The sequence below is a fragment of the Burkholderia sp. AU28863 genome (genome assembly GCF_002223195.1).
In the GTDB taxonomy this organism is placed as follows: domain Bacteria; phylum Pseudomonadota; class Gammaproteobacteria; order Burkholderiales; family Burkholderiaceae; genus Burkholderia; species Burkholderia sola.
In genome coordinates, this window is sequence record NZ_NKFE01000005.1 from 171,837 (window position 1) to 193,401 (window position 21,565).

Genomic DNA, 21,565 nt, shown 5'->3' on the forward strand with positions numbered 1-21,565 from the left:
TTCACCAGGAGAAGTCATGACCGAACTCTGGCAGCTGTCGGCAAGCGAACTCGCAAAACGCGTGCGGCAGCGTGACGTGTCCGCGCGTGAAGTGGCGGACGCCGTGCTCGATCGTCTCGATGCGGTGAATCCGGCGATCAACGCGGTGGTCGAACATCGCCCCGACGACGTGCGGCGACAGGCTGACGAAGTCGATCGCGCCATCGCGCGCGGCGATGATCCGGGGCCGCTCGCGGGCGTACCCGTCACCGTGAAGATCAACGTCGACCAGGCCGGCTTCGCGACGACCAACGGCACGCGCCTGCAGGAAAACCTGATCGCGCCCGCCGATAGCCCGGTGGTCGCCAACATCCGCAAGGCCGGCGGAGTGCTGCTCGGCCGCACCAATTCGCCGACGTTCGCACTGCGCTGGTTCACGTCGAATCGCGTGCATGGTCATACGCGCAATCCGCGCAATGCGTCGCTGACGCCGGGCGGATCGAGCGGCGGCGCGGCGGCGGCCGTGGCAGCCGGGATCGGTCCGCTCGCGGTCGGCACCGACATCGGCGGCTCGGTGCGCTACCCGGCCTATGCATGCGGCGTACACGGGATCCGGCCGTCGCTCGGTCGCGTGCCGGCATTCAATGCGTCGTCGCCCGAGCGGGCGATCGGCGCGCAACTGATGTCGGCGGCCGGACCGATCGCGCGCACGATCGACGATCTCTCGCTCGCGCTGCGGGCGTTCGCCGCACCGGACCCGCGCGATCCGTGGCACGTCGCGGTGCCGTTCGATGGGCGTGCGGTGCCGAAGCGCGCGGCGCTGTGCGTGCGTCCGCGCGGCCTGGCGGTCGTGCCCGAAGTCGAGGCCGCGTTGCGCGATGCCGCGCGCCGGCTCGTCGATGCCGGCTGGACCGTCGACGAGATCGACGATACGCCGCCGATGCGCGAGGCCGCGCTGCTGCAGGAACAGCTGTGGCTCGGCGATGGCTTCGACGCGCTGGCGAACGCGGTCGAGCAGGACGGCGATCCGGGCGCGGCTGCGGTGATCGCCGCCGTGCGCGGCAAGGTGCGCGATCTGCCGGCCGACGTGATCAGCCGCGCGCTGGTCCGACGCACGACGTTGACGCGAGAGTGGCGGCTGTTCCTCGATCAATATCCGGTGTTGCTGCTGCCTGTTTCATCGGAACTGCCGTTCCCCGACGATCTCGACCGACAAGGGCCGGACGGCTTCGAACGCGTGTGGGAAGCGCAGCTCACGTTGCGCGCGCTGCCCGCGATGGGGCTGCCGGGGCTGACCGTCACGACGTCGGTCGTGAACGGCGTGCCGGTGGGCGTGCAGGTGGTCGCCACGCATCATCGCGAGGATCTGTGTCTGCTCGCGGGGCGCGATATCGAGGCGCGTGGCGCGCCAGTCGCGGTGGTCGACCCGGTAGTGTGACGTACTGAAGAACACATGCATCGGCGAGGCTCGGTGGCTTCGTCGATGCGTCGCGCGATCCGCTTCATTCCGGATTCCATGACGATGCGCCGCATGCCGCGCCGATCGTCCTCCTCCTTTCGAATCCCTTCGATGCACGACATCGAACGGCCCCCGTCCTTCCTTTCCCTCCCGTCGACGACCGCGCATCGATAGCGCGCGTCTGCTATTGCATTCCCCACGGCGCTGATTAAGAAATGAATTTTTATTGGTTCTGCTTCCCCGGCCGCACTCGCATAGTGGCGCTGACGGCTATAGACAGCACGCAAGCTGCGACAGCCGCATTCCCGGTGTCTTTGTTCATACGAATCTGAGAATACAAGGAAGTGTCATGACGGTTGAACTGGAAGAACGCACCGCTGCGCAACAGGCGCTCGAAGACGCGCGCGCGGCGGCCCTGGCGGCCGGCACGCCCTACGCGGGCGGCGTCGCGCCCGAAGCCGCGTGGGCGCTGTTCGCGGCGGGCGACGCAGTGCTGGTGGACGTGCGCACGGCCGAGGAACGGAAATTCGTCGGTTACGTGCCGGAGTCGTTGCACGTGCCGTGGGCGACCGGCACGAGCCTGACGCGCAACCCGCGCTTCGTGCGCGAGCTGGAAGCGAAAACCGGCAAGGACGCGGTCGTGCTGTTGTTGTGCCGCAGCGGCAACCGCTCCGCCCAGGCGGCCGAGGCAGCAACGAAGGGTGGTTTCACGCAGGTATTCAATGTGCTCGAAGGCTTCGAGGGCGACCTCGACGAACGGCAGCATCGCGGCGGCCACAACGGCTGGCGCTTCCGCGGCCTGCCGTGGGCGCAGGATTGATTCACGGCCGTTACGGGGAGAAGGCAGCATGGCCGCATTCGATATCGACGACATCGTTCAGTCGCTGCAGACGGTGCGCCGCGCGTGGCGCGAAAAGCAGCGGCGCTCGCTCGAACCGGGCGGGCGCGATTTGCCGGCGCGCGAGGCGCTCGCGCAGATCGTCGGCGGGCTGAAGGGGGTGCTGTTCCCGATGCGGCTCGGGCCGCCCGACCTGCGGCAGGAGAGCGAGAACCTCCACGTCGCTCACGCGCTCGACGCGGCGTTGAACGCGCTGCTCACGCAGGTGACGCTCGAATTGCGCTACGCGGCGCGCCAGCGCAACGCCGACGGGCCGGTGGACAACGTCGACGAAGTCGCGTCGAAGGCCGTACAGGCGTTCGCCGCGCGCCTGCCGGAGATTCGCCGGCTGCTCGACAGCGACGTGCTGGCGGCCTTCCACGGCGATCCGGCGGCCGGCAGTGTCGACGAGGTGCTGCTGTGCTATCCGGGCATCCTCGCGATGATCCACCATCGGCTCGCGCACGAGCTGTACGGGCTCGGCCTGCCGCTGCTCGCGCGGATCATCGCCGAGCAGGCGCATGCGGAAACCGGTATCGACATCCATCCGGGCGCGCGCATCGGCGCGGGTTTCTTCATCGACCACGGCACGGGCGTCGTGATCGGCGAGACGGCGATCATCGGCGAGCGCGTGCGCGTGTACCAGGCCGTCACGCTCGGCGCGAAGCGCTTCCCGCGCGATGCGGCCGGCCATCTGGAGAAAGGGCTCGCGCGCCATCCGATCGTCGAGGACGACGTGGTCATCTATGCGGGCGCAACGATTCTCGGCCGCGTGACGATCGGGCGCGGCGCGGTGATCGGCGGCAACGTGTGGCTCACGCAGGACGTGCCGGCCGGCGAAAACGTCACGCAGGCCGTGCTGCGCAGCGAAGCGAACGCCGCGCCGCGCACGGCGGCCCGCGTCGCCTAGGAGGCGCGATGAGCGACCTCATCCATCACTTCGGCGCCAACGTGCGCAAGCTGCGCGAAGCGCGCACGTGGTCGCAGGAGCAGCTGGCCGAGCATGCGGGGCTGAACCGCTCGTATGTCGGCGAGATCGAGCGCGGCGAAGCGATCGCGTCGATCGTCACGGCCGACAAGATCGCGCGCGCGTTCGACGTGTCGATCTCGACGCTACTGCCGGGCGCGTACGTTACCTGAGGCCGCCCCCATCGTTTTCCCCTTTCGGGTGCACGACCTGACGGCTATAGCATGTTGAGCCGGCAAGGGCGTGCTCCCGATAATCACCCAGCGTCATAAGCAATCCCGTTTTTCATCTTAAGAACCCGGAGCCACACATGTCGACCGTTGCAAGCGGCACGGCCGCGCTGAGCGATCACGCCGCCCGCCAACTAGCGAACGCTACCAAGACCGTCCCGCAGCTTTCCACGATCACGCCGCGCTGGCTGACCCATCTGCTGCAATGGGTGCCGGTCGAGGCTGGCATCTACCGCTTGAACCAGGTGAAGAACCCGGAGGCGGTGCGCGCCGCGTGCACGCAGCTCGAGGACGAAAGCGTGCTGCCGCAGACCTTCGTACCGTACGAGGAACAGCCGCGCGAGTACTTCCTGAATGCGGTGAGCACGGTGCTCGACGTGCATACGCGGATCTCCGATCTTTACAGTAGTCCTCATGACCAGATCAAGGAACAGCTGCGCCTGACGATCGAGACGATCAAGGAGCTGCAGGAAAGCCAGCTGATCAATAACCCCGATTACGGGCTGCTCGCGAACGTGACCGACGAACAGCGGATCTTCCCGCTGACGGGCGCGCCGACGCCGGACGATCTCGACGAGCTGCTGACGAAGGTGTGGAAGGAGCCGGCATTCTTCCTCACGCACCCGCTCGCGATCGCCGCGTTCGGCCGCGAATGCACGCGGCGCGGCGTGCCGCCGCCGACGGTCAGCCTGTTCGGCTCGCAGTTCCTCACGTGGCGCGGCATTCCGCTGATTCCGTCGGACAAGGTGCCGGTCGCGGACGGCAAGACCAAGATCCTGCTGCTGCGCGTCGGCGACAAGCGCCAGGGCGTCGTCGGCCTGTACCAGCCGGGCGTCGCGGGCGAGCAGGGGCCGGGCCTGTCGGTGCGCTTCATGGGGATCAACAACCAGGCGATCGCGTCGTACCTGATCTCGCTGTATTGCTCGCTCGCGGTCCATTCGCCGGATGCGCTGGCTGTCCTCGATGACGTCGAAATCGCCAAGTTCCATGACTATCCCGACACCTACCGTTAATCCCGGCCTGGCCGGCGGCGACGCGCACGCGCTGCCGCACGCGCCGCTGCCGGCCGGCTTGCCCGACCCGGCGACGCTCGCGCGGCTCGCGTCCGAGTTCTTCGCGACGCCGCCCGGGCAGGCCACCGCGCCCGGGCTGTCGGCGGGTAGCGGCGCGGTCGGCGGCGTGCCGTCGGCCTTGCCGGCCGCGGCGCCGATCCTCGCGTCGGTGAGCAACCCGGTGCCGGGCGGTTCGCCGCTCGCGGGCCCGGGCGGGGCGGGCACCGGTGTGCCGGGTCTTGCGTTGCCGCAAGGCAAGGTACCGGGCGCGAACCTCGCGCCGTCCGCGCCGACGCACGTGCTGTCGCTCGGCAACCGCGCCCCCGCGCTTGCGCCGCATGCGGCCGCGCAGAACGGGCTGCCCGACAACGCGGTGTCGATCGCGCCCGCGCTCGAACCGCGTGTCGGCGGCGCGGCGCTCGGCGTGCCGCAGGTCAATGCGCCGGCACCGGAAGGTGCGGCCAAGGCGTCGCCGTACTACTTCACCGACGGTTCGCTGCAAGGCTGGCAGGGGACGCCGCAGGACATCGTCGTGCCGTCGAACGGGCTGGCGTCGCCGGAAGCGTTCGGGCTGCCGGGCGACGACGCGCTGCGCGCGCTGCTCGCCGTGCATCGCGACGTGCCGGTATCGCGTGCGTCGGGTGCATCGGGCGCGGATGTGCCGCGTTATTTCATCGACGATGCGCAGGCAGCCGAGCCGCAAGGCCAGTTGTATCGCGGCGCGCATCCGCCGTTCGACGTGAACGCGATCCGCCGCGATTTCCCGATCCTGCAGGAGCGCGTGAACGGCAAGCAGCTCGTCTGGTTCGACAACGCGGCGACGACGCACAAGCCGCAGGCCGTGATCGACCGCCTCGCATACTTCTATGCACACGAGAACTCGAACATCCACCGCGCGGCGCATGCACTGGCCGGCCGCGCGACGGATGCATACGAGCATGCACGGGAAACGGTGCAGCGCTTCATCGGCGCATCGTCGCCCGACGAGATCGTGTTCGTGCGCGGCACGACCGAGGCGATCAACCTGATCGCGAAGACGTGGGGCGTGCAGAACGTCGGCGAAGGCGACGAGATCGTCGTGTCGCATCTCGAGCATCACGCGAACATCGTGCCGTGGCAGCAGCTTGCCGCGCAGAAGGGGGCGAAGCTGCGCGTGATTCCGGTCGACGATTCGGGGCAGGTGCTGCTCGACGAATACCGGAAGCTGCTCAACGATCGCACGAAGATCGTGTCCGTCACGCAGGTGTCGAACGCGCTCGGCACGGTCGTGCCGGTGAAGGAGATCGTCGAGCTCGCGCATCGCGCGGGCGCGAAGGCGCTCGTCGACGGTGCGCAGTCGATCTCGCACATGCGTGTGGACGTGCAGGCGCTCGATGCGGATTTCTTCGTGTTCTCCGGGCACAAGATCTACGGGCCGACCGGGATCGGCGTCGTGTACGGCAAGCGCGCGATCCTCGAGGACATGCCGCCGTGGCAGGGGGGCGGCAACATGATCGCGGACGTGACGTTCGAGCGCACGGTGTTCCAGCCGCCGCCGAACCGCTTCGAAGCCGGCACAGGCAACATCGCGGACGCGGTGGGGCTCGGCGCGGCGCTCGACTACGTGAACCGTGTCGGCATCGAGAACATCGCGCGCTACGAGCACGATTTGCTCGCGTATGCAACGAGCGTGCTCGCGCCGGTGCCGGGCGTGCGGCTCGTCGGTACCGCGCGCGACAAGGCGAGCGTGCTGTCGTTCGTGCTGAAGGGCTATGAAACCGAGGAAGTCGGGCAGGCGCTGAACGAAGAGGGCATCGCGGTGCGCTCGGGGCATCACTGCGCGCAGCCGATCCTGCGGCGTTTCGGGCTCGAAGCCACGGTGCGGCCGTCGCTCGCGTTCTACAACACGTGCGATGAAGTCGATGCGCTGGTGAGTGTCGTGAGGAGACTGGCGGCGCGACGCTGACGCTTTCGTTGCGCCGATGTTGATGTGGTCCGCTTGCGGCGGCCTTCGCGGGCCGCCGCAAGCATTTTTATGCTGCCCGGTCAGAAGCGCACGACCGGCTTCTTCTCGACGCTGAACCCGTCGCGCAGCACGCACGCCGAATCGGCGAAGTAGCGGCGGATTTCCGACAGCAGATCGGTGTTGCCGCGCCGGCAGAACACCACGCCCGATCCTTCTTCCGTCAACAGCTCCTCGATCAGCGAATCGGGTCGCCCGATATCGGCCAGATGGACGTTCTGCACGCCGTGTGCAAGCGCATCGAGCGCGTCGCGCACGCACGGCGCCGCGTCGGCGGCCGGATGCTCGGCGAGCCATTGCTCGAGCTCCGTGATGCCGTACAGGCCGGCAAGCTCGCCCAGTTCGCGCAGCCATGCGCTGTCGACCATCATCACCAGCGTGACAGCGCCCGTGCGTTGCGCGAACAGGCTGCCGAGCCGCTCCGGGCGCAGCAGCCGATCGTGGCCCGCGTCGTCCGGTGCGACGGGCATCACGACAGGCACCAGTCCATTGTCGAGAAACGCGTTCAACGCAGCGCTGTCGAATCGTGCGACCGTGCTCGTGCTCGCGCAGTCGGGTTCAGCGCCGGCAACCAGCAAGCCGCCGTCGTGACCGTCGATTCCGATCGCCCGCGCGCCGTGGCTGCCGATCAGGCGCACCAGTTCATGATTGACGCCGGTCATGGCCGCATGCACGGTGTGGACCGATTGCGTGCCGGACGCGGTCGGGATGCTCTGGATCACGATCGGACGGATGCCGGTGAGCGCGAGCAGCGCGACATCCTGTGCGAAGGCGGAGCGCGAGGTGGCGTTGCTCGCGGTACCGCCGTCGACGACGACGACGGTCTGTCCGTGCAGCGCCTGCATGAAAGGCAGCGAGCGGGTCAGCCCGGCCGCGCGTCGAGTGGGAGTATCAGGGTCTGGGAACATGGGAATCCGAAATGATGAAGGAGATGCCTGTCGTTGCGCGATGTCGGGTCAAACAGTGCGTTGCATGAGCCGGTGAATCTCGTCGGGCGTTCGCGCATCGCGCGACGCCTGCCGGATCGCGCGTTCGCTGAACCATCGCGCGGCGTCGGCGAGCAGTTCGAGATGCACGCGGTCGTCCGCGTGCGGCAGCACCAGCACGATGAATTCGCGCACGGGCTTGCGGTCCGGCGCGTCGAATCCGAACGGATACCGCGCGCGAACGAACAGCGCGACGGCCGAGCGGAGCCCGTCGATGCGAGCGTGTGGAATCGCGACGCCTTGCCCAAGGCCGGTCGAGCCAAGTTGCTCGCGCTTGCTCAGTTCGGCCCGGATCCGCTCAGCGGATACGCCGCTACAACTCGCGACATGGCGCGCGACCAGGTCGAACAACTGGCTCGCGCTTTCCACGGGCACATCGAGCACGATGTTGTCCGGTGGACAGGCGTCGGCGAGCCGGGTCGCGAACGGGGTGCTGCCGCGTCGGTGAGGGAGGGGGGATTGGCCGCCGACGGCGGCCTGCTGCGTTTGCATGCGGATTGCTCCGTGTCGGGATGACAGGGAAATCCTAGACAAGCGCGCGTAAAGACGGTGTCAGATACGCGGTGGGCGGGCATTAAAATTTCGTATCGAACGGCGATGGCGTCGCGCCCGATGCGGATGGCCTCAAGTGCCCGACAGCGCGAACGGCAGCGTTGTCAGCAGAAACACCGAAATGCCGACGACCGGCGCACCGAACGCGATTGCCGCGAACGCGACCGCGGCGCTCGCCAGTACGAGCGTTCTCGACACCCGGCGACGGCGGTCGTGCGCCGTCGTTCGCGCCTCGTGGAGGGTTTCGGTCCGCCTGCCGATCACGTGTTTCCAGAACGTCAAACCCAGCATCATTTCACGGCTCCTGTATGAAAGACGATCGAGACGGGGCACGCGATGTTGCGGAAGCGGAAGGTCCCGTGAATGAAATCGGTGATGCAAGGCAACTGACTAGAATCGGCGGATCGATCACGCGTCGTCACGCGGCTTGCGTCGCATGCCCGTGCTCGAACGCACGCATTGCGATGCGTGACGACCGTATCGACATCGCGTTCAAGCGTGCGCGGAAAGGACTACGGCGCCCATCGTCCGTCTGCGGCAGGACGGTGGCTCGGGAAGGAGACGCAAGCGTCCGGCCTGTCAGGCGAAAAAGCAACTCGGAGGACGAGAACTTCGGATGCGCATGGCGCGTGCTCGGTCGTGGATGGCGAACCCATTCTAGTGAACGGGTGCGCAGGTGCAAGTAAAAAGGTCGTAAAGGCATGTGAGTCGCGCGGTGCTGCACTGCCAGAGATGCGCGCTCGTGCGGCAGGGCGCGCATCAGAACGTTTGGTGTGCGCCAACGGCTCCGTACACGGTCGGTCTTAAAGAAAAACGCGTGACGACTTTCGTCGCCACGCGTTGCAGGACCCTGCCCAACCGCGCGCACGCCGACAAACCGGCGCGCACGTTGTCGCATCGTCAGAAATCGAACCCCGGCCCGCCCGCGCCGGGGCCGCCCGGCGCGGCGGCCGGCGCCGCATCCTTCGGCGCTTCGAACACGGTCGCATCGGTCGTCAGCAGCAGCCCGGCCACCGACGCCGCATTCTGCAGCGCGGTGCGTGTAACCTTGGTCGGATCGAGCACGCCCGATTCGACGAGGTCGCCGTACTCGCCCGTCTGCGCGTTGTAACCGAAGTTGCCCGTGCCTTCCGCGACCTTCGCGACGACGACGCTCGCTTCCTCGCCCGCATTCGTGACGATCTGGCGCAGCGGTTCTTCCAGCGCGCGCAGCACGATCTTGATGCCGGCGTCCTGGTCGGCGTTCGCGCCCTTCAGTTCGCGGATCGCCTGCCGCACGCGGATCAGCGCGACGCCGCCGCCCGGCACGATGCCTTCCTCGACGGCCGCGCGCGTGGCGTGCAGCGCGTCGTCGACGCGATCCTTCTTCTCCTTCACCTCGATTTCGGTCGCGCCGCCGACCTTGATCACCGCCACGCCGCCCGCGAGCTTCGCGACGCGTTCCTGCAGCTTCTCGCGGTCGTAGTCGGACGTCGCCTCTTCGATCTGCACGCGGATCTGCTTCACGCGCGCCTCGATGTTCTTCGCATCGCCCGCGCCGTCGATCACCGTGGTGTTTTCCTTGCCGACCTCGATGCGCTTCGCCTGGCCGAGTTCGGCGAGCGTGGCCTTTTCGAGCGTCAGGCCCGTTTCCTCGGCGATGACCTGGCCGCCGGTGAGGATCGCGATGTCCTCGAGCAGCGCCTTGCGGCGATCGCCGAAGCCCGGCGCCTTGACCGCGACCGTCTTCAGGATCCCGCGGATGTTGTTCACGACGAGCGTCGCGAGCGCTTCGCCTTCGACGTCTTCCGCGATGATCAGCAGCGGCCGGCCCGACTTCGCGACCTGTTCGAGCACCGGCAGCAGGTCGCGGATGTTCGAGATCTTCTTGTCGTGCAGCAGGATGTACGGGTTTTCGATCTCGGCGATCTGCTTGTCCGGATTGTTGATGAAATACGGCGACAGGTAGCCGCGATCGAACTGCAGCCCTTCGACGACGTCGAGCTCGTCGGCGAGCGACTTGCCGTCCTCGACGGTGATCACGCCTTCCTTGCCGACGCGGTCGATCGCTTCGGCGATGCGCTGGCCGATCGATTCCTCGCCGTTCGCGGAGATCGTCGCGACCTGCGCGATTTCCTTGCTCGTGGTGGTCGGCTTGCTGATCTTCTTCAATTCGTCGACGGCCGACGCGACGGCCTTGTCGATGCCGCGCTTCAGGTCGAGCGGATTGAGCCCGGCCGCCACGTACTTCTGGCCTTCGCGGACGATTGCCTGCGCGAGCACGGTCGCCGTCGTCGTGCCGTCGCCGGCCGCGTCGCTGGTGCGCGACGCGACTTCCTTCACGAGCTGCGCGCCGATGTTCTGCAGCTTGTCCGCGAGTTCGATTTCCTTCGCGACCGACACGCCGTCCTTCGTGACGACGGGCGCGCCGAAGCTGCGTTCGAGCACGACGTTGCGGCCCTTCGGTCCGAGCGTGACCTTCACCGCGTTCGCGAGAATGTTCACGCCTTCGGTCAGCTTCGACCGTGCGATGTCGCTGAAAATGATTTCCTTGGCTGCCATGATTGCGCTCCGTTATTGATTGACGACCGCGACGATGTCTTCTTCGCGCAGCACGAGAAACTCGTTGCCGTCCACCTTGACGGCTTGCCCCGCGTACTTGCCGAACAGCACGCGCTCGCCGACCTGCAGGTCGGGCACGATGCGCTGGCCGTCCGTGTCCTTGCGGCCGGGGCCGACGGCGATCACTTCGCCCTGGTCGGGTTTTTCGGCGGCGCTGTCGGGAATCACGATGCCCGATGCGGTGGTGGTTTCCTGGTCGAGTCGCTTCACGATCACGCGGTCGTGCAAGGGGCGTAGGCTCATTTTTTCGTCCTGTGCTGTTCTGTCGAAATTGGCTGGCACTCTTTAACAGAGAGTGCTGACGAGTATAAAAATGCAGGGCGGCGCGATCCAATAACGGATTCGGAAAAGCATTTGCGCGAATGCGCTTTGGACGGGAAGACGGGGAACGGAGAGGGAGGATGCGGGAGAGGGCGGCGTGTGCCGCCCTCAGGCGTTACGACGCGACGCGAATCACCACCTTGCCGAAGTGCTGCCCCGATTGCAGGTACGCATACGCTTGCGGCGCTTCGTCGAAGCCGAACACGCGATCGACCACCGGCTCGATCCGCTTCGCGTCGACGAGCCGCACGACGTCGTCGAGCATCGCGCGGCTGCCGACCATGAAGCCGTGCAGTTGCTTGACGCCGCCGATCAGCGGCAGCAGATCGAGTACCGGCCCGCCGAAGCTGCTGAGGCCTCCGATGATCGACACGATGCCGCCGAGCTTCGTCGCGGCGATCGAGCGCGGCAGCGTATCGCGGCCGCCGACTTCGACGACGAGATCCGCGCCCGCGCCGCCGGTGAGCCGCAATACTTCATGTTGCCATTCGGGCGTCGTCCGATAGTTGATCGTTGCGTCCGCACCGAGTGCACGGGCGCGTTCGAGCTTCGCGTCGCTCGACGACGTGACGATCGTGCGCAACCCCGTCGCCTGCGCGAGCTGGAGCGCGATGATCGATACGCCGCCCGTGCCGAGCAGCACGACGGTCGCGCCGGGCTTCAATCCGCCGCCGACGAACAGCGCGTTCCACGCGGTGACGCCCGCGCACGACAGCGTCGCCGCTTCGTCGTAGTCGAGATGCGCGGGAATCGCGACCAGCGCGGTTTCGTCGGCGACGAAGCGTTCGGCCAGCACGCCATCGAATTGTGCGCCGGGCGAACCCGACACTTTGTGCGGCGTCGGCGGCCCGTCGATCCAGCGCGGGAAGTAGGTGTTGATCACGCGGTCGCCCGGCTTGAAGCGCGTGACGTCGCGGCCGGTCTCGACCACTTCGCCGGCGCCATCGGCGACCGGGATCAGCGCGTCGGTGCCGATACCGAGATAGTCGCCGCGCGCGAACATCAGATCGCGATAGTTCAGCGCGGCCGAATGGATCTTGACGACGACATCGGTCGGCCCGACCGGCCGCAGCGTCGCGTCGATGCGCCGGAGCCCGGCAATGCCGTCGCCCGGTTTGATTTGCCATGCATGCATGTCGACTCCTTTTTCGAGATAGTCGGGACTATCATAGTGTTGCGCGGGTGGACGCATTGGCGAGAATTCGGCCAACGATTGTCGCCGGCATGGAAACAACCCTGGCATCGCACGGGAGCGGAGCGGCATGGATGAACGGCTGAGGGGCGTCGCCGAATTTGTCGACGTGGTGGAATCGGGCAGCTTCGCGGCGGCGGCGCTGCGCCTCGGCATGACGCGCTCGGCCGTCGCGAAGATCGTCGCGCGGCTCGAACTGCGTCTCGGTGCGCGGCTGTTGCAGCGCACGACGCGCCAGCTCGGCCTGACCGACGAAGGGCTCGTCTATTACGAGCAATGCCGGCGGCTGCTCGCCGAACTGGGCGAGACGGAGGCCGCGCTCGACGCGGGCCGCCGCGAGCCGGCCGGGCGCGTGCGCATCAGCGTGCCCGTGCTGTTCGGACGGCAGTGCGTGGCGCCCGTCATGCGGCGCCTCGTCGAGCGCCATCCGCGGCTCGAAATCGACATGTCGTTCAGCGACCGCGTGGCCGATCTCGTCAACGACGGTTTCGACCTGGCGGTGCGCATTGGCGAGCTGGCCGATACGAGCGCGCTGGTCGGCCGGAAGCTCGGCGTGCAGCGGATGGGCATCTGCGCATCGCCCGCGTATCTCGCGCGTCACGGCCGGCCGTCGGGGCTCGACGAACTCGCGTCGCACGTCGGCATCGCGTATTCGCGCGGCGGACAGCCGACGCCGTGGCGGATCATCGGCGCGGACGGCGCGGTGCACGACCATCGCGCGGCCGGCCGGCTGCGGTTGGACGACCTGCAGGCGATCGCCGATGCGGCTGCGGCCGGCGCGGGTCTTGCGTGGCTGCCGTGCTGGCTGATGGCGCCGTACGAGCGCGACGGCCGCCTCGCGCTCGTGATGGACAGCAACAGCGTGTCGGGCGCCGAGGTGTTCGTGGTGCGGCCGGCGGCGCGTCACGTGCCGTCGAAGGTGCGGGTGGTCGTCGATGCGCTGGTCGACGAGATTCCGCAGATGCTGGCGTCGGACGACGCGAACGGCGAGCGCCGCTGACACATGTCGGCGCGGCGCGTGGCGGACGACGCGCACCGCAATATTCCCCCACCCCGTTAGCATGTGACGAATCCGACTTTGGGCGCTGCGCGAGCGACGCTAAGATCGCCGCTCCCGTAGATCGAGCGTCAACCAGAATGAAAAAGTCCGCGTCGCCGTTGCATGCTTTTCGTTTCCGTGTCGTTTGCGCCGCGATTGCCGGCGCGGTGTCGCTCGCGTCGTGCGGTGGCGTCGACAGCGCTCCGCCGCCGCAGGCCAGCGCGACGCCCCCGGCCAAGCGCCCGAACATCCTGTACATCATGGCCGACGATCTCGGCTATTCCGACATCCATGCGTTCGGCGGCGAAATCAACACGCCGAACCTCGACGCGCTCGTCGCGTCGGGCCGCATCCTGTCGAACCACCACACGGGCACCGTCTGCGCGATCACGCGCGCGATGCTGGTGTCGGGCACCGATCACCATCTCGTCGGCGAAGGCACGATGGGCGTGCCGACCGACGAGCGGCGCGGGCTGCCCGGCTACGAGGGCTATCTGAACGATCGCGCGCTGTCGTTCGCGCAACTGCTGAAGGACGCCGGCTATCACACGTATATCGCGGGCAAGTGGCACATCGGCTCGGGGATCGTCGGCAGTGCGACGGGCAGCGGGCAGACACCCGACCAGTGGGGCTTCGAGCGCAGCTACGTGCTGCTCGGCGGCGCGGCGACGAATCACTTCGCGCACGAGCCTGCCGGCTCGTCGAACTACACGGAAGACGGCCGCTATGTGCAGCCGGGCCAGCCCGGGCAACCGGGCGGTACGGGCGGCAGCCCGGCCGTGTTCTATTCGACCGATTTCTATACGCAGAAGCTGATCTCGTACATCGATGCGAACAAGCAGGACGGCAAGCCGTTCTTCGCGTACGCGGCCTACACGTCGCCGCACTGGCCGCTGCAGGTGCCCGATCCGTGGCTGCACAAGTACGCGGGCGTGTACGACGCCGGCTACGACGCGATCCGCAACGCGCGGATCGCACGACAGAAGGCGCTCGGCCTGATTCCCGCCGATTTCAAGCCGTTCGACGGGCTGCCGGAGACGACGGCGGCATCGCCCGCGACCGCGAACAACGGCACCGCGAACGCGAAGTACATCAGCGCGGTGCATTCGGCCGCGGACGGCTACAGCGACTACGGCACCGGCAAGGTCGACAAGCTGTGGTCGAGCCTGTCGCCGGCCGAACGCAAGGCCCAGGCGCGCTACATGGAGATCTACGCGGGGATGGTCGAGAACCTCGACTACAACATCGGACTCCTGATCCAGCATCTGAAGGACATCGGCGAATACGACAATACGTTCATCATGTTCCAGTCGGACAACGGCGCGGAAGGCTGGCCAATCGATTCCGGCGCGGACCCGACCGCAACCGACACCGCGAACGCGCAGGAGCCCACCTATTCGGCGCTCGGCACCGACAACGGCAAGCAGAACGCGCAGCGCCTGCAGTACGGGCTGCGCTGGGCCGAAGTCAGCGCGGCGCCGTTCCGGCTCACGAAGGGCTATTCGGGCGAAGGCGGCGTGTCGACGCCGACGATCGTGCACCTGCCGGGCCAGTCGCAACCGTTGCCGACGCTGCGCGCATTCACGCACGTGACCGACAACACGGCGACGTTCCTCGCGGTCGCGGGCGTCACGCCGCCGTCGCAACCGGCGCCGCCGCTCGTGAACACGCTGACGGGCGTCGACCAGAACAAGGGCAAGGTCATTTACAACAACCGCTACGTATATCCGGTGACGGGCCAGTCGCTGCTGCCGGTGCTCACCGGTTCGACGACGGGCGAAGTGCATACGACGCCGTTCGGCGACGAAGCATACGGCCGCGCGTATCTGCGCAGCGCCGACGGTCGCTGGAAGGCATTGTGGACCGAGCCGCCGCTCGGCCCGCTCGACGGTCACTGGCAGCTTTACGACCTCGCGGCGGACCGTGGCGAGACGACCGACGTGTCGGCGCAGAACCCGTCGGTGATCGGCACGCTGGTCGATCAGTGGAAGAGCTACATGAGCAATGTCGGTGGCGTCGAGCCGCTGCGTCCGCGCGGCTACTACTGATCGCGAGGCGACACGATGCGGTTGCGTTTCTGGACGATCGGCGCTGCGCTGGCCGCCACGCTGTTCGCTGCCGCGTTCGCGGTGGGCTACGCGAATCCGGCGGCGCCGGCAGGCGGCGCGTTCGACGCGCTGAATCGCGGCCGCGCGCTCGCGCCGCTCGGCTCGGAGCGGGAGTGCAAGCGCTATTCGGGGCTGCCGGCGAAGTGGCGCGACGATCCGAAGGCCGGAATGGTGCACTTGCGCGGCGGCGCGTTCGTGTTCGGCAGCACGCGCGGTTATGCGGACGAGCGTCCGGCCGGCGACGGCAAGACGCGCGTCGGCGGCTTCTGGATCGACCAGACCGACGTGACGATCGCGCAGTTCGCGGCCTTCGTGCAGGCCACCGGTTACGTGACCGAGGCCGAGCAACAGGGCGGCGCGGCGGTGTTCCATGTGCCCACGCGCGACGAGATGAATACGCGGGACCTCGCATGGTGGTCGTGGGTGAAGGGTGCGTCGTGGCGGCATCCGCGCGGGCCCGGCAGCGACGTGGACGGGCTCGGCAACCTGCCGGTGACGCTCGTCACGCAGCGCGATGCGCTCGCGTATGCGCACTGGCTCGGCCGCGACCTGCCGACCGAGGCCGAATGGGAATACGCGGGCAAGGCCGGCCGCGACGACGCCTCGCTCGATGCGGCGCCGCGCGACGCGAACGGCAAGCCGGCCGCGAACTACTGGCAGGGCGCGTTTCCGGTGCTCGACTCGGCCGAGGACGGTCACGCGGGGCTGGCACCCGTCGGCTGCTATGCGGCGAACGGCTTTCGTCTTTACGACATGATCGGCAACGCATGGGAATGGACGAAGGATGCGTACACGGGCCCGCATCAGTCGCATACGAACGGCGACACGGCGGCCGTCGCACCGCCGACGCACCGGCACGATACGCCGATGGTCATCAAGGGCGGCTCGTTCCTGTGTTCGCGCGATTACTGCGTGCGCTATCGCGCATCGTCGCGCGAACAACAGGAAGCGGATCTCGGCGCATCGCATATCGGGTTTCGCACGATCTTGAGGGATGCGTCGTGACGACGGATATCGGGCGATTCGTTTCGGCGTGGCTGCTGGCTGCCTGCGTGCTGATGCCTCAGGGATCGACGATGGCTGCCGAAGCGTCGGCGCCGGCCGTGCGCGTCGGCGTCACGCGCGGCGTGCATGCGCAGATCCTCGACGAAGTGAAGCGGGTGGCCGCCGCGCGCGGGCTCGGTGTCGACGTCGTCGAATTCGACGATGCGTCGCGCATCGACACGGCGTTGGCCGACGGGCGGATCGACGCGGCCAGCTTCGAGGATGCGCAGCGCCTGAGCGCCACGCGTGAGGCGAAAGGTTATGCGCTCACCGCCGTCGCGCCGACCGTCACGCTGCCGATGGCGTTCTATTCGCGCAAGCTGAAGAACCTGAATGAACTGCAACCCGGCGCGACGGTCGCGCTGCCCGCCGATCCACGCGGGATGGCGCGTGCGCTCGTGCTGCTGCAGAACGACACGCTGGTGACGCTGCGCGAAAAAGCCGGGCTGCATGCGACGCTGCGCGACGTGACGAGCAACCGGCTCGCGCTGAAATTCGTCGCGCTGCGCGGCGACCGCCTTTATGCGGCGCTCGATACGGCCGCGTTCGTCGCGATCGACAGCGACGACGCGGCCCGCGCCGGGCTGCAGCCCGCGCGCGACAGCATCAGCCTCGAGGACGCCCGCTCGCCGTATGCGAACGTGCTCACGGTGCGAGACGCCGATCGCGCGAAGCCGTGGGTCGCGCAGCTCGTCGCCGCGTATCACTCGGACGACGTCGCGCGCTTCATCCTCACGCGCTACCAGGATTCGGTACGGCGGCCGTGGTAGACACCTACCTGCTCGCGTGCAACGCGTGCGGCCGCTGCTGCAACAGCGCGCCGGCGCTGTCGTTGCGCGAGCTGTTCCGGCATCGGCACCGCTTCGTCGGCGCGTTGACGATTCGTCGCGTACCGAAGCGGCGGATCGGCGAACGCTGGCAGGCAGGCGGGGGCGAGCACACGCTCGAGGCGGACGACGTCGCGGCCGCCGATGCGCTGGCGGACCGGCTGCTCCATCGCGGCGGCGGCGCGTATCCCGAATGGCTCGCACTGACGCTGCAAGGCTACGACTATCCGTCGCTGGGGCGTTGCGCGGCACTCGCCGACGACGGCCGCTGCGGCGTGCACGCGAACAAGCCGTCGATCTGCCGCGCGGTGCCGCTCGATCCGATGCTGCCCGACCGGTTGCAGGGCCATGTGCTTGCGGCACGGCGCGACGATGCGGCCTGGCTGGGCGCGAACTGCATCGTCGAGGCCGGAAGTGTGCAGCCCGCGAACGAATCGTCGTTCCCGATTCCGCTGGTGACGGCCGGACAGGTCGCGGATCGTGCGGCGCTCGACGCGCATCGCGATGCGCTCGTGTTCGAGCGCGCGGTGTGGCGCGACGCCGTGTTCGCGTCGCTGACCGACGGCGGGCAGGGCGTGCGCCATGCGCTGTCGCGGCTGGCGCCCGGCGGCTACCTGACCGTGTCGATCGTGCCGGTCCTGCTCGTCGTCGCTCAGGTATCCGCGCATTGCCGCGCGCTGTGCATCGACTTCATCGACGCGCAGTTGGCCTTGATCGGCGCGAACGTCGAAGCGGCGCTCGCGCGCCGACGGCCCGACGACCGGCCGGCGACGCACGAATTGCGCGGCTTCGCGCAGGCGCTGGAACGGGCGCGACAAGCGCTCGCGGCCATGCCGTCACCCACCGCCGCCACGCGTGACGATGCGCCGCGCATCGACGCGTGGCTCGACGATCGCGTCGGCGCCGCTTCGCTCGCCGCGTGACGATCGCGGCACGCCGCGCGTGCCTTACACTTGGCGCTCTTTCAATCGTGGCAGAGTGAGCGGCATGTACGCGTCGACCTTCATTTTTCGTGCCGGGCAGTACGACGACGAATTCCACCGGCTCGACCGGCAGATCGCCGACATGGCGCGCGCGACGCCCGGCTATCTCGGCGAGGAAACGTGGGAGAACGCGGAAGCCGGCTTGGTCCAGAACGTCTACTACTGGGAATCCGAGGCGGCGCTGCGGCAGTTGATGCAGCATCCCGCGCATCTCGAGGCCAAGGCGAAGCAGGCGCGCTGGCTGGACGGGTATCGCGTCGTGATTTCGCAGGTGCTGCGCGAGTATGGCGACGGCAAGCTGACGCCGCCGCATGCGGGGTCATCCGCGTAACGGTCGCCGGTCAGGCGGTCGCGCCGGTTTCTCCCGGCGTGGCCGGTTCGCGCGCCGCACGCTCCCAGATCGGGAACGTCGCGTTCTGGATCGACGTCTGCGCGTCGATGACCTTGCGGTGGTCGATGCCGGGCAGGTCGAGCAGCCGGTCGACCGCCGCCTTCGCACCTTCGGCATCCTGCGGAAAGGCACACGCGAACTGCTTGTTCGTATCGAACAGGACCCACCAGACATCCGACACGAACGGCCCCTGGTCGTTGGTTTCGATCAGGATCGCGCCGAGCTCGGACAGCGTGATGCCGCGTGTCGTCCCGGTCTGATCGGTCGACTCGATGCGCGTATCGGTTGCCGTCACGGTCCAGCCGCTCTGCCGGGCAGGCGGACGCGTCGATGCCGGCGCGGCATTCGGCCGGGCCGGGCCGCCGGTGGCGGTGACGGCGCCGTTCGGTACGACCCCGTCCACGGCGCCGGCGGCACGGCTCGGTGTCACGCCCACCTGCCGCTCGCGCCCGTCGATCCAAGGTAACGCGGCGGCGCCCACCATCGCCGCGATCCACAGGTAGTACCCGGCGCCGAACGTGCGGATCGTTTCGTAGTTCGCGTCGGTCGGAATCGTATGCCAGCCGAGCGCAAAGACCACGACCACGGCCAGCAGCGCCGACACGGTACGGCTCGGCCTGAGCAGCGCGACGACGAGCAACGGATTGCCGAGCCAGGCGAATTGCAGGTCGAGGATCGCGAGTTCGCCAAGCGCGAGCACCGTGTAGCCGCGCCACCAGGTTACCGCGCCGACCGCATTCGGCGGTTCGGCCGCGACGGGCAGCAGCAGCGACGCGACATACAGCGCGACGATCACGACGCGCGCGAGGTTCAGGCGGGACGAAGCGGAGCGAATCTGCATGTTGCCTTCTCGTGGTGCACGATCATGCGAAGCGACGAATGCCGGCCGGCCCGTCATTCGCGATGCGCGGCGCCGATATGGCGACGCGCCGAACGCGATTGTGGGCGATTCGCGCGGCAATGTCGAACGTGTGTCGCTCGCCGCTGAAAAGTCAAAGCGCTTCGACCAGCAACCGCGTGCTTTTTTCGCAATACTCATGACACGCCGCCCGCGCGGCGATCGACGCACCGTGCACGAACCGCGGCGCGTCCGCCCGTCGCGACATCGACACGACGATCGACGGCGGCGACGGCTGCAGCGGCAACTCGACGACTTCGCCGCTCTCGATCAGCGCATCGACGAACAGCACCGGAATCGCGGCGACGCCGAAGCCGTCGCGCACCAGTTGCACGATCACCGAGATCGATGGCGACCCGGTGATGCGCGTCTCCGATAGCGGCACGCCGTGTGCGTGCGCGAGCGTGCGGACGATGTCTTCCAGCGCGCGATGGGGCGCGGTGCCGCGCCCGTAGGTGAGGATCGGCTGGCGCAGTACCTGCCGCGCGAGGCCGGTGCGCGTGTTCGGCAGCAGTCCGGCGCGCGCGATCCAGCGCACCGGGTAGTTCGCGAGCGCGTCGCACACGACCGACGCCTCGTCGCTGCCCTCGACCCGGATGATCAGATCGAGCTCGCCGGCCATCAGCCGGCGCTGCAGCACGACGCTGACGTCGACGGTCAGGTCGATTTCCAGTTGCGGATAGTCGGCCGCGAGCCGCCGCATATAGTGCGGCAGCCAGCTGTGCACGACCGTCTCGATCACGCCGAGCCGCAGCTTGCCGCGCAGCGCGCGCTCGCCGGACGCGGCGGCCTGCAGTTCCTGCGTCGCCTCGACGACGGCTTTCGCATAGCCGAGCAGGTATTCGCCGTTCGGCGTGAGCCGGAACGCGCGGCTGTCGCGATCGACGAGGATAGTGTGCAGTTCGTCCTCGAGCGCCTTCACGCGCTGCGAGATCGCGGCCGGCGTCGCGTGCAGCGCAGCCGCCGTTGTGCGGAAGTTGCGCAGCTTCGCGAGCGTGACGAAGGTTTCGAGAAAACGCGTGTTCATGGCGGTCGGGCGAGCAATGGATGCGCAGCTTGCCGGCGACGAAAAGCGAACGGGACCGGGGAAAACCCGCAGAGTCGTTAAGAAATTCTATACAACGGGCGCAAAAAAACTCGTTGGCGACAAAATTTTTTCCTTTCTATTCTTCGCCATATCCGATGACCCACCACCGTTATCGCCCCGCCATCCCGATCTGCGACCGACCATCATGACGCCTTCCGAATTTCGCCAGTCCGTGCGCCGCGGCGCGTTCCGCGGCCCGACCGCCGGCCATTGCGGCCCGTTTGCCCAGGCGAACCTCGCGATTCTGCCCGACGCGTACGCGCACGATTTCCTGCGCTTCTGCCAGGCGAACCCGAAGGCCTGCCCGCTGCTGGGCGTCGGCGAACCGGGCGCGTTCCGGATCGCCGCGCTCGGCGAGGATCTCGACATCCGCACCGACGTGCCGAGCTACAACGTATATAGGGACGGCCGCCTGACCGAGCGCGTCGAATCGCTCGAAGCGCTGTGGCGCGACGATTTCGTCGTATTTGCGATCGGCTGCTCGTTCTCGTTCGAGGACATGCTTGCCCGCGAAGGGATCGGGTTGCGCCACGTCGAGGAGGGGCGCAACGTGCCGATGTACCGCACGTCGATCGCGAACCGCCGCGCGGGGATTTTCGGCGGCCAGCTGGTCGTGTCGATGCGGCCCCTGCGCGGCGCCGACGCGATCCGCGCGGTGCAGATCACGAGCCGGTTCCCGGGCGTGCACGGCGCGCCGATCCATATCGGCCATCCGCGGGAACTCGGCATCGAGGATCTGGACGCGCCCGAGTTCGGCGACGCGGTGACGATCCGCGACGGCGAGCTGCCGGTGTTCTGGGCGTGCGGCGTGACGCCGCAAACCGCGCTGATGGACGCGAAGCTGCCGATCGCGATCGCGCATACGCCCGGCCACATGCTGATGACCGACATCACGAACGCATCGCTGGCCGTGTTCTGACCGGCCGAGCGCCGCGCACGCGGCGCACCTGCGACACACCGCACCACACGC

Annotated in this window: 21 protein-coding genes; 13 read left to right on the forward strand and 8 right to left on the reverse strand. The window is 67.9% G+C overall.

The features are described 5' to 3' along the window. The first annotated feature begins 16 nt into the window (after window positions 1-16). From CFB81_RS17290 to CFB81_RS17315, 6 genes are all read left to right on the forward strand, one after another. Entirely contained in the window at window positions 17-1,417 is a 1,401-nt protein-coding gene (locus tag CFB81_RS17290) for an amidase family protein (RefSeq protein WP_089435971.1), read from the forward strand. A gap of 370 nt (window positions 1,418-1,787) precedes the next feature. After that, window positions 1,788-2,258, forward strand: coding sequence for a rhodanese-like domain-containing protein (locus CFB81_RS17295; protein ID WP_069618941.1), 471 nt, complete (start codon window positions 1,788-1,790; stop codon window positions 2,256-2,258). A 28-nt stretch (window positions 2,259-2,286) separates the two neighbouring features. Further along, on the forward strand, window positions 2,287-3,225 hold the full coding sequence (gene epsC, locus CFB81_RS17300) for a serine O-acetyltransferase EpsC (RefSeq protein WP_069618940.1): 939 nt from the start codon (window positions 2,287-2,289) through the stop codon (window positions 3,223-3,225). An 8-nt stretch (window positions 3,226-3,233) separates the two neighbouring features. After that, window positions 3,234-3,455 carry a helix-turn-helix domain-containing protein gene (locus CFB81_RS17305; RefSeq protein WP_011356215.1) on the forward strand — a complete coding sequence of 74 codons (222 nt, stop codon included), beginning with the start codon at window positions 3,234-3,236 and terminating at the stop codon, window positions 3,453-3,455. A gap of 137 nt (window positions 3,456-3,592) precedes the next feature. After that, window positions 3,593-4,525, forward strand: a complete 933-nt coding sequence (locus tag CFB81_RS17310; protein WP_006479760.1) for a family 2A encapsulin nanocompartment shell protein — start codon at window positions 3,593-3,595, stop codon at window positions 4,523-4,525. Next, on the forward strand, window positions 4,500-6,509 hold the full coding sequence (locus tag CFB81_RS17315) for a family 2A encapsulin nanocompartment cargo protein cysteine desulfurase (RefSeq protein WP_089435972.1): 2,010 nt from the start codon (window positions 4,500-4,502) through the stop codon (window positions 6,507-6,509). The genes CFB81_RS17310 and CFB81_RS17315 overlap by 26 nt, the downstream gene beginning before the upstream one ends. 80 nt (window positions 6,510-6,589) lie before the next feature. On the opposite strand, the gene CFB81_RS17320 is transcribed toward CFB81_RS17315, so the two are convergent. The 6 genes from CFB81_RS17320 to CFB81_RS17345 all read right to left on the reverse strand — a co-directional run bounded on the left by CFB81_RS17320 (window position 6,590) and on the right by CFB81_RS17345 (window position 12,161). Then, a complete protein-coding gene (locus tag CFB81_RS17320) occupies window positions 6,590-7,474 on the reverse strand; it encodes an acetylglutamate kinase (RefSeq protein WP_089435973.1) in 885 nt (294 codons plus the stop codon). 48 nt (window positions 7,475-7,522) lie between these two features. Next, entirely contained in the window at window positions 7,523-8,044 is a 522-nt protein-coding gene (locus tag CFB81_RS17325) for a PTS sugar transporter subunit IIA (protein WP_089435974.1), read from the reverse strand. A 132-nt stretch (window positions 8,045-8,176) separates the two neighbouring features. Further along, window positions 8,177-8,437 carry a hypothetical protein gene (locus CFB81_RS17330; RefSeq protein ID WP_256976226.1) on the reverse strand — a complete coding sequence of 87 codons (261 nt, stop codon included), beginning with the start codon at window positions 8,435-8,437 and terminating at the stop codon, window positions 8,177-8,179. Window positions 8,438-9,004: 567 nt separating this feature from the next. After that, window positions 9,005-10,645 (reverse strand): chaperonin GroEL, encoded by a 1,641-nt coding sequence (gene groL, locus CFB81_RS17335; RefSeq protein ID WP_069618936.1) that lies wholly within the window; start codon window positions 10,643-10,645, stop codon window positions 9,005-9,007. Window positions 10,646-10,657: 12 nt separating this feature from the next. Further along, window positions 10,658-10,948: a co-chaperone GroES gene (locus tag CFB81_RS17340; RefSeq protein ID WP_011694564.1), complete on the reverse strand. Its 291-nt coding sequence runs from the start codon at window positions 10,946-10,948 to the stop codon at window positions 10,658-10,660. Window positions 10,949-11,141: 193 nt separating this feature from the next. Next, the gene (locus tag CFB81_RS17345; protein WP_089435976.1) at window positions 11,142-12,161 is read right to left on the reverse strand and encodes an NAD(P)-dependent alcohol dehydrogenase; all 1,020 of its coding nucleotides are present in this window, start codon (window positions 12,159-12,161) and stop codon (window positions 11,142-11,144) included. A gap of 127 nt (window positions 12,162-12,288) precedes the next feature. Here CFB81_RS17345 and CFB81_RS17350 point away from each other — a divergent pair, with 127 nt between their 5' ends. From CFB81_RS17350 to CFB81_RS17375, 6 genes are all read left to right on the forward strand, one after another. Further along, a complete protein-coding gene (locus CFB81_RS17350; RefSeq protein ID WP_089435977.1) occupies window positions 12,289-13,218 on the forward strand; it encodes a LysR family transcriptional regulator in 930 nt (309 codons plus the stop codon). Between the two features lie 137 nt (window positions 13,219-13,355). Further along, the gene (locus CFB81_RS17355) at window positions 13,356-15,305 is read left to right on the forward strand and encodes an arylsulfatase (protein WP_089435978.1); all 1,950 of its coding nucleotides are present in this window, start codon (window positions 13,356-13,358) and stop codon (window positions 15,303-15,305) included. 15 nt (window positions 15,306-15,320) lie between these two features. Then, window positions 15,321-16,370: a formylglycine-generating enzyme family protein gene (locus tag CFB81_RS17360; protein WP_089435979.1), complete on the forward strand. Its 1,050-nt coding sequence runs from the start codon at window positions 15,321-15,323 to the stop codon at window positions 16,368-16,370. Window positions 16,371-16,423: 53 nt separating this feature from the next. Further along, the gene (locus tag CFB81_RS17365) at window positions 16,424-17,179 is read left to right on the forward strand and encodes a MetQ/NlpA family lipoprotein (RefSeq protein WP_256976330.1); all 756 of its coding nucleotides are present in this window, start codon (window positions 16,424-16,426) and stop codon (window positions 17,177-17,179) included. Then, on the forward strand, window positions 17,173-18,159 hold the full coding sequence (locus CFB81_RS17370) for a YkgJ family cysteine cluster protein (RefSeq protein ID WP_089435981.1): 987 nt from the start codon (window positions 17,173-17,175) through the stop codon (window positions 18,157-18,159). Before CFB81_RS17365 ends, CFB81_RS17370 begins: the two co-directional genes overlap by 7 nt. A gap of 64 nt (window positions 18,160-18,223) precedes the next feature. Then, the gene (locus CFB81_RS17375; protein ID WP_069619066.1) at window positions 18,224-18,550 is read left to right on the forward strand and encodes an antibiotic biosynthesis monooxygenase; all 327 of its coding nucleotides are present in this window, start codon (window positions 18,224-18,226) and stop codon (window positions 18,548-18,550) included. Window positions 18,551-18,560: 10 nt separating this feature from the next. Here CFB81_RS17375 and CFB81_RS17380 read toward each other — a convergent pair whose 3' ends face one another. Together CFB81_RS17380 and CFB81_RS17385 are read right to left on the reverse strand one after the other, a co-directional pair. Beyond that, window positions 18,561-19,451, reverse strand: coding sequence for a hypothetical protein (locus tag CFB81_RS17380; RefSeq protein ID WP_089435982.1), 891 nt, complete (start codon window positions 19,449-19,451; stop codon window positions 18,561-18,563). A 151-nt stretch (window positions 19,452-19,602) separates the two neighbouring features. After that, window positions 19,603-20,535, reverse strand: a complete 933-nt coding sequence (locus CFB81_RS17385; RefSeq protein ID WP_069618929.1) for a LysR family transcriptional regulator — start codon at window positions 20,533-20,535, stop codon at window positions 19,603-19,605. A gap of 205 nt (window positions 20,536-20,740) precedes the next feature. Between CFB81_RS17385 and CFB81_RS17395 the strand changes: the two genes are divergently transcribed. Continuing rightward, window positions 20,741-21,514, forward strand: coding sequence for a putative hydro-lyase (locus CFB81_RS17395; protein ID WP_089435984.1), 774 nt, complete (start codon window positions 20,741-20,743; stop codon window positions 21,512-21,514). Window positions 21,515-21,565: the final 51 nt, after the last annotated feature.